A 15,077-nucleotide genomic window follows, 5' to 3' on the forward strand; every position below is an offset into this window, starting at 1 on the left:
AACGTATCACTGCTAATATTTAGTGTGATTTAGCATCGTTCATAGACGCTTTAGGCTTAACAAGTTTTGGTAAGTATTTCTTGGTACTAGAAATATTATTTAAATATGGTCCTTTATGTAACGTTTCAGGCCAATCTAATAACATCATTGCTAATACGTTTCTGTGTTCACCAGAAGATAATTCAACTTTGCCATGTGGTGAGGGGATCATCATCGTTTTAGGATCGTAAGCCGCAATCACATGCTTTTTCACTTTCTCTACAACTGGGTTATCGCCGTTACCAGTAATTAAGAAACTAATACCCACTTCAGTAATAATATCTTCAGTAGTATCGGTTAAAATGCGATCAATATTGTTTTCAAAGTAATCTAAAATCCACTGATACTCTTTTGGATCGACTGGATGTTGATAATACTCGCTAGCTGAAAAAATAAAGTGAGTCATACCATAAACTTTGTTTTTATATTGGCCTTTTTTGAGCTTATCATCATTACTATCTGGATAGGTTTTAATGAAGGCTTGTTTGTAAGCTTGGTAATAGTCGCCAACACCGATTTGCTTGGCCCAATATACATAGTTGATTAACTGCGCGGCCCAAGCTTTGATCATTTTTGGATCAGTGAAAGCAGGTTCTAAATTAGCACTTTTTAGGGTTTTTATCATTAAATCATGACAAGGTCCGGTAAAGCCAAACTCATCGACTCGACTGGCATAGCGCAATAGCACATCGGTATATAACATAAAGTTAGGGTAGGGAGCGATGGCTTCCTTACGGGCGGTAGCCCGTGGGCCAGAGCCTAATTTATCCGCTTCAATTTTTGATTCACTTTTAATAAAACCGGGTTTATCCAGATTACAAGAATAGTATGCTTGGCGCTCTGCAATGGTGAGCAAATCGATTAATGAACCGTTAGCGTATTTTGCTTCCCCAGTCATGCGGAATTGACGTATAGCATAATGGCCTTGTACACGAGGCGGTAATGAATAAAGATTGGTTTCTAAATTGGTTTTAATGCCTTGATAAACTTGGTCAGCCGTTAACTTATGTGGTGTTTTTTCAACGGACTCTTTTGCGAACGCCACACTACTAAACAACGTAGCTGATAATAGTAAGTACGAGAGTGTTTTACTCTTGCGTAGTTCCAGCATGTTTAAATCTCCTGATAAGTGAATGTGGGTCTATTGGTGGGCCAATAAGCTGCTCAAGTTGATCGTCTAAAGTTAAATGTGTTTCGTTTACAACCAATAAATTAAATATCGCGCGAGTCGATATATTGGTCGGTGTGTCAGCAATGATTAATTGAGTCAATGCGGTTTGCCATAAAGGAAGATAATGATTAATTCCTTCATTAGCAATAGCTTGATAACTATATATTGCGTCCGTTGCATTTGGCCATGGTAGGCCAAAGCTTTGCTCAAAAGCCACTGATAGTGGTTGATTATGACTTAACCAAATATCCTGCTGTGTACCTTTGAAATTACCTTTATATTGATAAAAAGCCAGTGAAACCTTTGTCCTAAATACCCATAATTGCTGTTGATATTGTGCTGCTAATTGGTGTCTTTTAGGCAATTGGGATAAGTTCAGCTGTTGTGTAATGTAGTGTGCTAACCACTGTGTTGCAATCGCATGGGCATCAGTGTTTTGTGCTCTATTGGTAATAAAATAAAACTGCCCACCTTGCGCCAAGGATACTATTGCTTGGCTTAATCTGTTAATTAATTTTTGTTGTTGTTTCACATGGATTAATTGCGATGGAAAACTTAGCGAATATTGGCCAAATTGATGACCGACAACAGTTTGTTTTATCAATTGACCATCTATATTTAATGGATTGTGCTGCTTATCTTGTGGGTAGGTGAAAATTTCACCCAGTAATCGCTGTTGGTGCCAAACGCGGATGAGGTGTGCCTCACTTAAGCTGCTATGTTGACTGTCTGCAAGCGATGTCGTTTTATTTATTTTATCATCGTCTATTTTATCATCGTCTGTTGTGATCAGTTCAAACTTGAGATCTAAAGCTTTAAGGCTTTCGAATATTTGCTGTAAAAATGCATCCGTAGTAATCGATTTTATAGCCGATGAATTACTTACCCGACTAAGGGCATGGGCAATATTCCATGGCGCGATACCAAGATTACTTGTTTGGCTGGCTAAGAATTGCTCTAACAACTGCGGGGTTAGCCCATGAGATGAGAGTTGTGCCTGTGCGCTATTATCATAGTCTTGAAGAATTGCGTGCTGCTGTTGTAATTGATGGATCAATGCAAGCGCTGGAGCTTGTTTGTCTTTTGCGCGAATTTGATAGGCAAGCCAAACCTGTTTTCTACAGTGTTCATTGGGTTGTGTAATTAAATATTTAGCAATACGAATATCAATATTAGTATTGCTGCTCTCTGAACTAAGTTCATTGGATATTACACAGTCTTGCTGATTAAATTGCATGCTGAAGAGTCGTTGAGACAATGCTTGATTATTACTTGCCTGGGCGCTGTGCAGTTTTGACTTTTCGATTAGCTCCCACTGTGATTGTCTTATGGCGACTAAGCGTTGTCCTAATTGATCATAAGGCGGTCGAAGCTGTAACAACTGATCAATTAAGCGTTGGGTATTGGCTGCTGTAGCTAACGCATAAAGTTCATCGGCAAGGTGTAATTGGCACCATAATAAGCCTTGCCTATTTAGGCTGTCGTTGGCGAAAGGGCGGTAATATTGAATTCTGTCGTTGATATTATTTAACGCAATTGTGCGCTTTTCAAATTCAACAGCTTGTTGTTCAACAGACTGAAAAGAAACAAGCTTGTCTTGTCCTAAATCAGGTTGATATTGTAAGCACTGTTCGACGAACAGTGCTAAGGGATTAGCCACAGCGCTTGCTGTGGCTAAAAGATTAAAAAATAGGGTTGCTACAAAAATGCTTTTTAGCATAAGCCACGCGTTCCTCAACTGACATTGTTGAGCTTTTCATCGCTTCTACATGCTTAAGTCGAGGTAAAATCCCTCTACCATTGGCAATTTGAATGGTTAGACCAGGACGGGCATTCAATTCAAGTAACAGTGGGCCTTTGTTTTTATCTAACACCATGTCAGTACCTAAATACCCGAGCTCACACATTTCATAGGCACTTGATGCTGTGTGGAGTAAGGTTTCCCAATGAGGAACTTTGATGTTCGACAGTGGAAAGTGAGTATCAGGATGCTTATCAACGGGTAAGTCAAATTGCACAGCATGCAAACTGTGTCCGGTAGCGATATCTAAGCCAACACCTACAGCGCCTTGGTGTAAGTTAGCTTTACCATCTGATGCAGCAGTTGATAAACGTAACATTCCCATGACAGGAAAGCCTTTAAACACAATTAAGCGGATGTCTGGGACACCCTCATAACTTAAGCCTTCAAAGACGGGGTCAAATTCAATTAACCCTTCAACAATTGCGACATCAGGCTTACCGCCGAGAGAGAATAAACCACTTAAAATGTTAGATACATGGCGATAAATTTCGCTATGAGTCACTTCGTGGCCATTGGGCTTGTAATAACAGCCATTACTCACTCTGGTGATCACCATAATGCCTTTACCGCCAGAACCTTTTGCTGGCTTTATCACAAAACCGCTACGGTCGAGGACCATAGCTGGGATTTCTTGGATTTTATGTTGTTCATGAACAACCCCAATTAAATCGGGAACGGCTATGCCATTAGCAAGCGCAAGTTGCTTAGTAATTAGTTTGTCATCAACGCGTTTATAAAACTTACGCTGATTATAACGACCAATATAGCTAATATTGCGCCTGTTCATGTTGAGTACACCGCTACGGCTCAATTCCCAGGGCCAGGCGTACTTCATTATTGCTCTCCAACTAATGGTTTAAAGCGTTTCAATTCAGTTAAACGGTAACCTGTGTACTGTCCCATCACTAATACCAACGCTAAAATCACTAAGTGAATGCCTAAGAAGTTGAATACCCAATGCTGAACTAATTGGTTGTCCATGGCTAAGTACGCCAATGTGGCCACAAATAAGCTACCGCCACCTGATACAAAGACTTTCTTAGGGCCTTCTTCTTCCCACAGAATAGACATGCGCTCAATGGTCCACGCAAGAATGATCATCGGGAAGAAGGTAATCGTTAAGCCTTCACTTAAGCCTAATTTGAATGAAATTAAGGTAAATAAGCCGATAATAAAAATAACCACAATAATTACCGCCGATATTCGGGATATGAGCAGTAAGTTAAGCGTCGACAGATAGGAACGGATCATTAAACCAAAGGCAACAATAAGCAAAAAGCCAATTAAGCCGGTTAGTAGGGTCGTTTGAATAAACGCTAGAGCAATCAATACCGGCATAAAAGTACCAGATGTTTTGATGCCGACAATGACGCGTAAGAACACCACGACTAATACCCCAATTGGGATTAACAGAATGCCCTTAAATGTGCTTTGTTCTTCAAGCGGTAACTGATACAAAGAGAAATCCATTGCATCGTCATTCATCATCATGTCGATAGAGGTGGCTAATGCTGAACGAGTATCTTGCAGCATTGAGAAGTTAACTAATGAGCTAGTTCCTCCCATAACATCAAGTACTGAGTGGCCAGTGTATTCCCATAATACTAAAGTATTGTCACGGCCTTTTTTGTTGTTTGGAACGTCAAAAAGTTCCCATTGACCGTTATTGTAAACTTGAACGTATGATGTGAGCTGCTGACGACGTCGTTGATCTTCAAGTTGCAAACCGTTAACAATACGTGCAGGTACCCCTTTTGAGTGCAACATGTGCACAAACAAATTGGTTGAGGTGTTAGCCGATAATAACAACGCCATATTTTGGCTCTGATCATTATCGTTAATCAAATTCATTAACTGCTGAGCAAACGACAGGTTAGTAGCACTGCGAGCCCAGACTTCTTCAATGACTTGCTCTGCTGCTGATTTCTCTGTTGCAGGCCATGAATATAATTCTGGCGTGGCAGGTTCTTCGACGGCTTCAATATTAAGCTTGCCTGTGGGTACCAAAGTGACTCGGTAATACAATGCTTGTGAGCCAGAAGCCTCACGAATAGACCACACGGCGCGACGGTTATTAGTATCTTCTGAAATATTTAAGCCATAACCTGGTGATGATGCATTTTCAACTAAGATGTCAAATGCAGGATCGTTAGGTAATGAGAAATTGACCTCAGCAGGTTGATTCTTTCCATTAAAACTGATTTTGGCATCAACGGCCCAACTTTGTACCTGGTCCCCAGGTAAAAAAGGCACATTGTGTTCGATACCACGATATATGCTGGTGCTGATCCCGATGATAAATAGCAACGCAACGAATATGTAAAACGGTTTACGAGAATGCATTACGGATCCTACTTAATTAACGTGGTAATTTGGTTTTTGGCTTTACCATGAATGTAGATTTGGCCTACATCAACAATGGCAATATCTTTCATAAACTTGCGACCTAGTAATAAAGGATAATCTAGGTGGCTTCGATCCGTTAGGTTTAAATCTGTTTCGGCGGCATATTTACCTATTTTTAAATGGGCATGGATTACTGGACGACGATCATCAGCCGTATCTGCATCTTGTTTAATACGAACAAAGCGTTCAACTTTAGATTCAAAGGTGTTTGCAGGTTGTTCAGTGTTATTAGTTATCACATCATAGCGAACCCACTGTACGCCTTCTCGTTCAAATAATACGATATTGCGTGCGTCTAGAGATGATGACTCTGCACCAGTATCAATGCGTGTGGCAAACTTTAATTTTACTTCATCTATGTAGACACTTTCGACTTCACCAAGTAGAAACTTCTCACCAATAATGGCTTCAGGACATTGCTGTGGGACCGCCACAGGCTTTGGTGTAGGTGGTTGAACAATAATTGTTTTTGGTTTTTGACTCATTGCGGTGCTTACCTGAGTCTTCAACTTTCTAATTTCGTCAGAAAGCGCACTAATGTCATTTGTCTGCTGACTATTTTGTACATTGATGGCATCAATAATGACGGTTTGCGAAACTTGCAAACTGCTATTCAAATCAGCATTGGTCAGCGGTGGTGTTATTGTTTTTTGGGTGGCGGTACAACCCGATAATAGTGCCGCTGCAACGGATAGAGCAATTACCTGCTTTAACATGTCAATTCCTGTTGAATAGTAATATTTATACTAAATCGTGATTCGGTTGGTTCTTTGTTGCAATGATGATAGCCCTCTTAGGCGCGGGATAACCTTCTACGGTTAAACTCACATCATTTGGATCGAGATAATCGACTAGAGATTCATTTTTCATCCAGTGGGTGCTGCGTTGTTCTGCTAGTGAGGTGATATCGATATCTACACAACGAATATCAATAAACTCACATTTCTTTAACCATAACATTAAGGCTGCAACTGATGGTATAAACCAAACGTTGTTCATTTTGCCATATCTATCTTGTGGAACAAGTACCGCATTTTCATCGCCATCAATCACCAGTGTTTCAAGTACCAATTCACCACCCACTCTTAATTGGTCACGTAATTGTAGTAAATGATCTATCGGAGAGCGACGATGATAGAGTACGCCCATCGAGAATACGGTATCAAAGGCATCTAATGCGGGTAATTCCTCTATCCCTAATGGCAGCAAATATACCGGGTGCTGATTACCTGCAACTCGCTTGATAGCTTCAAATTGACATAAAAATAATGGCGAAGGGTCAATCCCTACAACACGAGTTGCGCCATCACCTAACATCCGCCACATGTGATAGCCACTACCGCAACCAACATCTAACACTGTGCGATTTTTTAACGGTGAAATAAAATTTTTAACTCGGTCCCATTTCCAATCACTGCGCCATTCTGTATCAATTTGAATACCATGAACGGAAAATGGACCTTTACGCCATGGTTGAAACACCGCCAGTAAATTAGTCAGCTTTTCGACTTGTCCTGGGCTGAGTTGTTCCCCGGTTCCAATTGTTACACTGCTGCTAAAATCTATTTTATCCGGTTGAGGATAATGTAATTTATTGAGCACTTTTTCCCATTTAGGTAAATTGCCGTGTTTATGATCTCGTTGCCATTTACCTAAAATTGCCGGTAATGTTTCCAACCAGTGTTGTAGGTTTGAATCAGCAATGTCTTTATAAAAAGAGCTAAAATTGATCATTTAATGGCTACCATAGATGCAAAGTTAAAACATTGAAACCAGACTGAGAAGTGACTAAAGCCGTTTTCAGTTAAGCGTTTTTGGTGGACATTTAAGCTGTCTGGACGCATAACGTTTTCTAATGCACTGCGTTTTTGACTTATTTCGAGCTCACTATACCCATTTGCACGCTTAAAATCTAAATGCTGTTCATCTAATAACTGTTGAATTTGATTATCTTCAAAGAATAATTTTTCTGAAATGACTAAAATTCCACCGGGTAACATACCATCGTAAATACGTTTTATTAGGGCGTCGCGATCATGGGTCGGTAGAAATTGTAGGGTAAAGTTGAGCACCACCATCGACGCATTCTGGATGTCGATATCTCTGATATCAGCACACAATAAATTGACTTGAATGTCGCTGACATACGCAGCAAGATTTTCAGTACAACGCTCAATCATAGACTGGCTATTGTCTACCGCATAAATTTGACATCCGCGCCCTTCAATTTGACGACGAATACTTAATGTCGCTGAGCCTAACGAACTACCGAGATCGTATATATTGCTTTGGGGCGTGACAAAGCGATTAGCAAAATCACCAATGGTATTGATAATTTGTGCGTACCCAGGAACAGAGCGGCGGATCATGTCATTAAATACACCAGCAACACGTTGATCAAATTGAAAATCAGTAATTTGGTCGGTCACATGTGCGTATATCTTATCTTGTTGAGAGTTCATCAGCTGTAATGTGGAAAAGTTAGAAATGTATTTTAGCTAATGATGGTGAACTGCAGCAAGTATCTAGCTAATAATTTGTGAGTTTTTTTTCAAATAGTTGACAATGTTGTTAATGGGACAGGTTTTGAATGCTTATGAATGCTGGTATTATGTGCATAAGCTTCAGAATATTAATTTCTATTCATAAAATTAGCATGACTCAAGACTGAATAATGATATTATTTCTTCTTGTAACAAAGTAGCAACAAAGCTGTTTTTTAAGCCATTGCAATCATTTTTTTCTAACAGCTAAAATATTTATGGCTTGGAAAACGGTAGTTAATTTAGCCCAAAATGGCAATGAACAAGCTTATTTAATAAATAAGTATAAAAAGTGAAAGTATTAGGGAAAAAACTTGAAATTTATACCTTGGATATTAGCAATATTATTTGCGTGGATATCATTACCTGCGCAGGCAATACATTCAGATAAAGCCAATACGTCAGTACGCCAACTTCCCTTAGTTATCGTGATGGGAGAAGATACTTATCCATTTGAATATTTGGATGAAACGGGAACTCCTGCAGGTATTTTGGTCGATTTGTGGCGCGAATGGTCCATTATTACTGATACCAAAGTGCAATTTGTGTCTCGGCATTGGCAACAGTCACTCGATCAGCTTGAACAGAAAAAAGCAGATGTCCACATTGGCATGTCTCAAAACCAAGCTAGGTTAAAAAAGTTTGATTTTGCCAAACCCTTTACTTCACTCAATACCTATTTATACATTCATAAGTCGCTCAGCAGTAAAAAACAAATTAGTGATTTAGTGCCCTATCAAATTGGTATCGTGAGTGGCTCATCCCATGAAGCAACATTATCAGCGCTAGAACCTAAGCTTAGTTTTAAGCGTTATCAAAATCGTGAACAATTATTACAAGCAGCCGTTAAAGGTGAGTTATTTGTTTTTGCCGGTATTGAAGGATATCAACGCAATTTAGCACTTGAACAAGACATTGCCGCCAATTTTTACAGCTCATCGCGCATACTCATCAAAAAAATCAACTTAGCCCCTGCGGTGGTCAAAGGGGATTTAGAGCTTCTCAACAAAATTAACCATGGTTTTGAATTAATGCCGGCGAAGGTTATTCAGCAAATAGAGCGGCGGTGGTTAGGCTATCATCGACAAACTGCGGGAGTCATTATTGCCATGCAAAATGGTGTCGAGCCTTATGCCGATATCGGCGCTGATGGCTTGCCACATGGAATGTTAGTTGATTTGTGGACTTTATGGTCTGAAAAAACCGGTATCAATATTGATTTTGTTGCGGGTGACATGAGCAGTTCCATTGATGATGTTAAACGTGGTGTTGCAGATGTTCATATTGGTTATCCTGAAAGCCAAGATATGCGCACAGGCTTAAAGCAAGCGTGGCATATTATTTCGGTTAAAAGTCGCTTTTTTAGTTCGAACTTAGCGTTAAATAGCATTGAAAATACGGCTATGCGGATTGGGGTTTTCCCTACCGCGCCTTATATTAGTGATATTAAAAAAGCATTTCCCAAAGCGCAGTTACGTTTTTATGATTCATTAGACGGCATGGTTAAAGCGGCACGTAAAAATGAAATTAGCGGTTTTGTTTCATCTGCAGCAATGACGTCTCATTACTTATTAGCCAATAAGTTGTGGGCAGAGTTTCGTCAATATACCGATATCGAATTTTCAACAGATATGTATGTTTTAACGCGCATTGATGACAGTGGCTTAGCGGATCGGATTCAAGCTGGATTTAATTTGATTTCTGTCGAAGAACAAATTCAAGTTGAGCGTAAATGGTTAATTAACCCAGACGATCGTTTTTTTGCTAATTCTGCCAATAAAATCAAACTAACAACTCAACAAAAGCAATACGTTAGTAGTCTAGGGGCCATAAAAATGGGTTACCTGAAAAATTGGGCTCCTATGGAGTTTCAGGGTAAAAACGGTGAGTTTTTAGGGGTGAATGCAGACATCAAAAATTTATTGGTTACCCAACTCAATTTAACCATTATCCCGGTGGCTTACGATGATTTTGGCAACATGATGAGCGACCTGGTTAAAGGTGAAATTCATTTAGTAGCCAGTATGGCTAAAACAATTGAGCGCGAAAATACACTGGCATTCTCATTAGCATATTGGCCGTCACCTTGGGCGATAGTCACGTCGTTAACTCAGCCTCCCATTTTTAATATCTCCCAAGTTACCGGTAAACGATTGGCTGTTGTTGATGGCTATCACATTGTCGATCAGCTTCGCCAACAATACCCAGGTATAAAATTAGTGCCTGTTGCAGATACTAAGCAAGGTATGGCAGCGGTTATCACGGGTCGTGCGGATATGTTTGTTGAACAAGTAGCAACATTGGCGACTACGTTAAAAGGTGGCCAATATCCGAGTTTAAAAATGTCTTTATTAGCTGAGTTAACTGAGCAGCATAGCCATATAGGCTTATTTCCGGGCGTCAAAGGTTTAGTGCCTTTGATTGATAGAGTCATTGCGACCATTGATGAAACCGAACAACAGAACATGTATCAAAAATGGGTTTCGCTAGATCTTAATAGTGACACATTACGTTACCAACGTTGGTTGAAAATATTAGTGATTGGTTTGCTAATTATCACCTTAATTGCCATCGTGGTTTTAATGTCGAATCGACGTTTAAATGTCGAAATTCAAAAACGTCTTAAAGCTGAAGAGAACCTTCGATTTATGGCTAATCATGATAATGTTACGGCATTGCCAAATCGCAGTTTACTTGACGATAGATTAGCGCAAGCCACTTTGACTCATCATCGGGATAAATCGAAGTTTGCACTGTTATTTATTGATTTAGATGGTTTTAAAGCAATAAACGATCGGCATGGTCATCATGTGGGGGATAAGTTGCTACAACGTATCGCCTTATTATTAAGCCAACATGTGCGAGATTCTGATACGGTTGCCCGTTTTGGTGGTGATGAGTTTGTGGTGTTATTAAATCATATCGAAGCCAAAGAAAATGCTCGTCAAGTGGCTGAAAATATTTTATTGGGATTAAAGAAACCGTTACTAATCGATGATATCAATGTCACTATTTCGGCCAGCATCGGTATCGCTATTTTTCCTGATGATGCCGATACCGCTGCTTCATTATTGAAAAAATCAGATCAGTTAATGTATCAAGCTAAAAAAGTCGGTGGCCATCAACATAAAATGAGCTAGTTTTTGGTTGATGGTTTTTCCGTCAGTCGATTGAGTTTATTCGCTGTAGGTCTGGTTAATTGCTGCAATCTGATTGATACTTCAATGCATAAGTTTGAGTCACGGTATATAATGCCGTTTTTATCGTTTTCGATTTCCAAAATACCGCTTTGTGGATAAAGGATAGAGTTCAATGCGCAGTCATTATTGTGGAGACATTAATACGTCTCATCTAGGTCAAGAAGTTACTTTAGTTGGTTGGGTTAACCGTAGTCGCGATTTAGGCGGAGTTGTGTTTTTAGACTTACGCGATAGAGAAGGGCTAGTTCAAGTTGTTTTTGACCCAGATCTAAAAGACGTTTTTGATATAGCCAGCACATTGCGCAGTGAGTTTTGTGTTCAAATTAAAGGTGTTGTGCGCGCTCGTCCTGATAGCCAAGTCAATTCACAAATGAAAACCGGTGCGATTGAAATTTTAGGTACGCAACTGACAGTGATTAATGCTTCAGCGCCTTTACCTTTAAGCATGGATAATTATCAAAATAACAGTGAAGAACAACGCTTAAAATACCGTTATTTAGATTTACGTCGCCCAGAAATGGCCGAGCGTCTTATCTTCCGCGCTAAGGTCACCAGTTCTGTTCGTCGCTTCTTAGACACCAATGGCTTTTTAGATATCGAAACGCCTATTTTGACCAAAGCCACTCCAGAAGGTGCGCGAGACTATTTAGTCCCAAGTCGAACTTATAAAGGTCAATTTTTTGCTTTGCCTCAATCACCACAGCTGTTCAAACAGTTGCTAATGATGTCTGGTTTTGACCGCTACTATCAAATTGTTAAGTGTTTTCGCGATGAAGATTTACGTGCAGATCGCCAACCTGAATTTACTCAAATCGATATTGAAACCTCATTCATGTCTGCCGAACAAGTCATGGAAAAAACTGAGCAAATGATGCGCGGTTTGTTTCAAGATTTATTGAATGTTGATTTAGGTGATTTTCCTCGCATGACCTACGCCGAAGCAATGAAGCGTTATGGTTCTGATAAGCCTGATTTACGTAATCCACTTGAATTAGTTGATATTGCTGATTTGGTTAAAGATGTTGAGTTTGCGGTATTTAATGGCCCTGCAAATGATGTCGAAGGTCGCGTTGCGGCACTACGTATTCCAACAGGTGCGTCATTATCTCGTAAACAAATTGACGATTACACTAAATTTGCCGGCATTTATGGTGCTAAAGGTTTAGCGTGGATGAAAATAAATGACTTAGCTGCAGGCATGGATGGTATTCAGTCGCCTGTACTTAAGTTTTTAACTGAATCTATTGTTAACGACATCATCAGCCGTACAGGTGCACAAACCGGCGATATCATCCTATTTGGTGCAGACAAAGCCAATGTGGTTGCTGAAGCATTGGGCGCCTTGCGCTTAAAAGCTGGCGAAGATTTTAAGTTACTTGAAGGACAGTGGCGCCCAATGTGGGTTGTCGACTTCCCGATGTTTGAGAAAATTAACGGTGGATTCCACGCTGTTCATCATCCATTTACTGCGCCTCGCGGTATTAGCCCTGCAGAATTAGCAGCAGATCCAGCAGCAGCTATTTCAGATGCCTACGATATGGTATTGAATGGTTGTGAATTAGGTGGCGGCTCAGTGCGTATTCATAACGCCGAAATGCAAAGTACAGTATTCAGTATTTTAGGTATTGAAGCTGAAGAAGCACAAGAAAAGTTTGGCTTCTTACTTGAAGCGTTACGTTACGGTACACCTCCACACGCGGGTTTAGCGTTTGGTTTGGATCGTATTGTCATGTTGATGACCGGCGCAAGCTCGATTCGTGACGTAATGGCATTCCCTAAAACGACTACTGCGGCATGTCCATTAACTAACGCTCCTGGTTTTGCTAACCCAGTGCAGTTAACGGAATTGGGTATTGCGGTGATTGAAAAGGTTAAAACTGAAGAGTAAACATTATTGTTCAGCGTAATACGCTCTTAAATAGGGCACCACATACCGAGGCTGCTGCCTCGGTATGTTTTTGACAAGTATGGTTTTTTACTTGAATTATCCAATTGGATAAAGGAGCTTAAGATGGCAGGACACAGTAAATGGGCCAATATAAAACATCGTAAAGCCGCACAAGATGCTAAACGCGGTAAGTTATTTACCAAATTTATTCGAGAGCTTACTGTAGCAGCTCGCGAAGGCGGTTCAGATGTTGATGCTAACCCCAGATTACGCGCTGCAGTTGATAAAGCCTTATCCAATAATATGACCCGTGATACCGTTGAACGCGCCATAAAACGCGGTGCCGGTGAGATAGATGGTCAGCAACTAGAAACCATTATTTATGAAGGCTATGGTCCAGGTGGTACTGCGGTCATGGTTGAAACGATGACAGACAATCGTAATCGCACCGTTTCTGGTGTGCGTAATGCATTTAATAAGTCGGGTGGTAACTTGGGTACCGATGGTTCAGTGGCCTATTTATTTACTAAATCTGGCATTATTTCCTACGACACCGATATTGATGAAGATAGCCTAATCGACAGTGCATTAGACGCAGGCGCCGAAGATGTTATCACTCATGATGATGGGTCAATCGATGTATTCACCACTCCAGAGACCTTTGGCAAAGTCAAAGATGCACTTGATAGTGCTAGTTTTGGATCTGTTCATGCTGAAGTGACTATGGTTGCATCATTAAAAGCTGAACTTGATGCAGATACCGCCGAAAAATTTTTACGTTTAATCGATACCTTAGAAGACCATGATGATGTACAAGAGGTATATCATAATGCTGAGATATCAGATGACGTTATGCAAGCGTTAGACAACGCATGAGGCATCAATGGCCATTATTTTAGGAGTCGATCCCGGCTCCCGCATTACAGGCTACGGGGTGATCCAATGCCAAGGCCGTCAACAGATTTACCTTGGTAGCGGCTGTATTCGAACCTCTGCCGATGAATTACCACAACGATTACAACAAATTTACGCAGGCTTATGCGAAATCATTACCCAATATCAGCCGGATGAATTTGCTATTGAACGGGTATTTATGGCCAAAAATGCTGATTCAGCCCTAAAGCTTGGCCAAGCCAGAGGCGCGGCAATTGTTGCTGCTACGTGTGCTGGACTGCCCGTGGCGGAATATAGCGCAACCCAAATAAAAAGTGCTGTAGTGGGGACTGGCCGAGCTCAAAAAACGCAAGTTCAACATATGATTAAGCAACTACTCAAACTACCTGCTTCACCACAAGCTGACGCGGCTGATGCATTAGGAGTAGCAATATGCCATTTTCATACTTATCAAAGCCTTATCGCTATGGGTGGTAAAGCTAGCAGCAGAACATATGGAAGATACAAATGATAGGTCGTTTAAGCGGTATTTTAGTTGAAAAACAAGCGCCTGAAGTGGTGCTTGATGTCAATGGCGTTGGTTACGAATTACAAGTGCCGATGACCAGCTTTTATGAATTACCAGGGTTAAATCAAGCTGCGATGTTATTTACTCATTTTGTGGTGCGTGAAGATGCGCAGTTACTTTATGGTTTTATCACAAAACAAGAGCGTGCATTATTCCGATTATTGATTAAAACCAATGGCGTTGGGCCTAAATTGGCATTAACGATTTTGTCGGGTATGACTGCATCTGAGTTCGTGTCATGTGTTGAACGAGATGACATTGCCACCTTAGTTAAACTGCCAGGTGTCGGTAAGAAAACCGCAGAGCGTTTAGTGATTGAAATGCGTGACAAGCTTAAAAGTTTACTTGAAGCTTCTGCAGGCTCGGAGCGCGAGTTTATGCTGCAAAGTAATTATACTCCAGCTGCCCCAGTTGATAGTGCAGAAGAAGATGCAATTTCAGCTTTATTGTCGTTAGGCTATAAGCCTGCTCAGGCCAGTAAGTCGGTTTCTGCGGCTTTTAAAGAAGGCATGAGCTCAGAAACGCTAATTAAAGCTGCATTAAAATCAATGCTATAAATATGAT

12 protein-coding genes are annotated in these 15,077 nt (G+C 40.5%); 5 read left to right on the forward strand and 7 right to left on the reverse strand.

Going from position 1 to position 15,077, the window contains the following annotated elements; all coding sequences use genetic code 11:
* Positions 1-19: 19 nt before the first annotated feature.
* From CXF88_RS11835 to cmoA, 7 genes are read right to left on the reverse strand one after another with little or no spacing between them, the layout of a single operon-like run.
* Positions 20-1,150 (reverse strand): DUF3541 domain-containing protein, encoded by a 1,131-nt coding sequence (locus tag CXF88_RS11835; protein WP_101087016.1) that lies wholly within the window; start codon positions 1,148-1,150, stop codon positions 20-22.
* Positions 1,128-2,930 carry a hypothetical protein gene (locus tag CXF88_RS11840; protein ID WP_101087017.1) on the reverse strand — a complete coding sequence of 601 codons (1,803 nt, stop codon included), beginning with the start codon at positions 2,928-2,930 and terminating at the stop codon, positions 1,128-1,130. The genes CXF88_RS11835 and CXF88_RS11840 overlap by 23 nt, the downstream gene beginning before the upstream one ends.
* Entirely contained in the window at positions 2,893-3,849 is a 957-nt protein-coding gene (locus tag CXF88_RS11845) for an alpha-L-glutamate ligase-like protein (protein ID WP_101087018.1), read from the reverse strand. Before CXF88_RS11845 ends, CXF88_RS11840 begins: the two co-directional genes overlap by 38 nt.
* On the reverse strand, positions 3,849-5,357 hold the full coding sequence (locus CXF88_RS11850) for an inactive transglutaminase family protein (protein ID WP_101087019.1): 1,509 nt from the start codon (positions 5,355-5,357) through the stop codon (positions 3,849-3,851). Before CXF88_RS11850 ends, CXF88_RS11845 begins: the two co-directional genes overlap by 1 nt.
* Positions 5,358-5,365: 8 nt before the next feature.
* Positions 5,366-6,136 (reverse strand): ATP-dependent zinc protease, encoded by a 771-nt coding sequence (locus CXF88_RS11855; RefSeq protein WP_101087020.1) that lies wholly within the window; start codon positions 6,134-6,136, stop codon positions 5,366-5,368.
* A 25-nt stretch (positions 6,137-6,161) separates the two neighbouring features.
* Complete coding sequence (gene cmoB / locus CXF88_RS11860; RefSeq protein ID WP_101087021.1) at positions 6,162-7,154, reverse strand: tRNA 5-methoxyuridine(34)/uridine 5-oxyacetic acid(34) synthase CmoB; 993 nt, start codon at positions 7,152-7,154, stop codon at positions 6,162-6,164.
* A complete protein-coding gene (gene cmoA, locus CXF88_RS11865) occupies positions 7,151-7,882 on the reverse strand; it encodes a carboxy-S-adenosyl-L-methionine synthase CmoA (protein WP_101087022.1) in 732 nt (243 codons plus the stop codon). The genes cmoB and cmoA overlap by 4 nt, the downstream gene beginning before the upstream one ends.
* Before the next feature lie 395 nt (positions 7,883-8,277).
* Between cmoA and CXF88_RS11870 the strand changes: the two genes are divergently transcribed.
* From CXF88_RS11870 to ruvA, 5 genes are all read left to right on the forward strand, one after another.
* The gene (locus CXF88_RS11870; protein WP_101087023.1) at positions 8,278-11,103 is read left to right on the forward strand and encodes a transporter substrate-binding domain-containing protein; all 2,826 of its coding nucleotides are present in this window, start codon (positions 8,278-8,280) and stop codon (positions 11,101-11,103) included.
* A 172-nt stretch (positions 11,104-11,275) separates the two neighbouring features.
* On the forward strand, positions 11,276-13,051 hold the full coding sequence (gene aspS, locus CXF88_RS11875) for an aspartate--tRNA ligase (RefSeq protein WP_101087024.1): 1,776 nt from the start codon (positions 11,276-11,278) through the stop codon (positions 13,049-13,051).
* 123 nt (positions 13,052-13,174) lie between these two features.
* Complete coding sequence (locus CXF88_RS11880; RefSeq protein ID WP_101087025.1) at positions 13,175-13,927, forward strand: YebC/PmpR family DNA-binding transcriptional regulator; 753 nt, start codon at positions 13,175-13,177, stop codon at positions 13,925-13,927.
* Positions 13,928-13,934: 7 nt separating this feature from the next.
* Entirely contained in the window at positions 13,935-14,456 is a 522-nt protein-coding gene (gene ruvC / locus CXF88_RS11885; protein ID WP_101087026.1) for a crossover junction endodeoxyribonuclease RuvC, read from the forward strand.
* The gene (ruvA, locus tag CXF88_RS11890; protein ID WP_101087027.1) at positions 14,453-15,070 is read left to right on the forward strand and encodes a Holliday junction branch migration protein RuvA; all 618 of its coding nucleotides are present in this window, start codon (positions 14,453-14,455) and stop codon (positions 15,068-15,070) included. Before ruvC ends, ruvA begins: the two co-directional genes overlap by 4 nt.
* The last annotated feature ends 7 nt before the right edge of the window (positions 15,071-15,077 follow it).

It is taken from the genome of Shewanella sp. ALD9 (assembly GCF_002836315.1).
Classification (GTDB): Bacteria; Pseudomonadota; Gammaproteobacteria; order Enterobacterales; family Shewanellaceae; genus Shewanella.

Excerpts from the sequence above, each read along its gene's own strand:
- ruvC (WP_101087026.1), top strand. The coding sequence starts at position 13,935 with ATGGCCATTATTTTAGGAGTCGATCCCGGCTCCCGCATTACAGGCTAC.
- ruvA (WP_101087027.1), top strand. The coding sequence starts at position 14,453 with ATGATAGGTCGTTTAAGCGGTATTTTAGTTGAAAAACAAGCGCCTGAA.
- CXF88_RS11855 (WP_101087020.1), bottom strand. The coding sequence starts at position 6,136 with ATGTTAAAGCAGGTAATTGCTCTATCCGTTGCAGCGGCACTATTATCG.
- cmoA (WP_101087022.1), bottom strand. The coding sequence starts at position 7,882 with ATGAACTCTCAACAAGATAAGATATACGCACATGTGACCGACCAAATT.
- CXF88_RS11850 (WP_101087019.1), bottom strand. The coding sequence starts at position 5,357 with ATGCATTCTCGTAAACCGTTTTACATATTCGTTGCGTTGCTATTTATC.
- CXF88_RS11835 (WP_101087016.1), bottom strand. The coding sequence starts at position 1,150 with ATGCTGGAACTACGCAAGAGTAAAACACTCTCGTACTTACTATTATCA.
- CXF88_RS11840 (WP_101087017.1), bottom strand. The coding sequence starts at position 2,930 with ATGCTAAAAAGCATTTTTGTAGCAACCCTATTTTTTAATCTTTTAGCC.
- CXF88_RS11880 (WP_101087025.1), top strand. The coding sequence starts at position 13,175 with ATGGCAGGACACAGTAAATGGGCCAATATAAAACATCGTAAAGCCGCA.
- aspS (WP_101087024.1), top strand. The coding sequence starts at position 11,276 with ATGCGCAGTCATTATTGTGGAGACATTAATACGTCTCATCTAGGTCAA.
- cmoB (WP_101087021.1), bottom strand. The coding sequence starts at position 7,154 with ATGATCAATTTTAGCTCTTTTTATAAAGACATTGCTGATTCAAACCTA.
- CXF88_RS11845 (WP_101087018.1), bottom strand. The coding sequence starts at position 3,849 with ATGAAGTACGCCTGGCCCTGGGAATTGAGCCGTAGCGGTGTACTCAAC.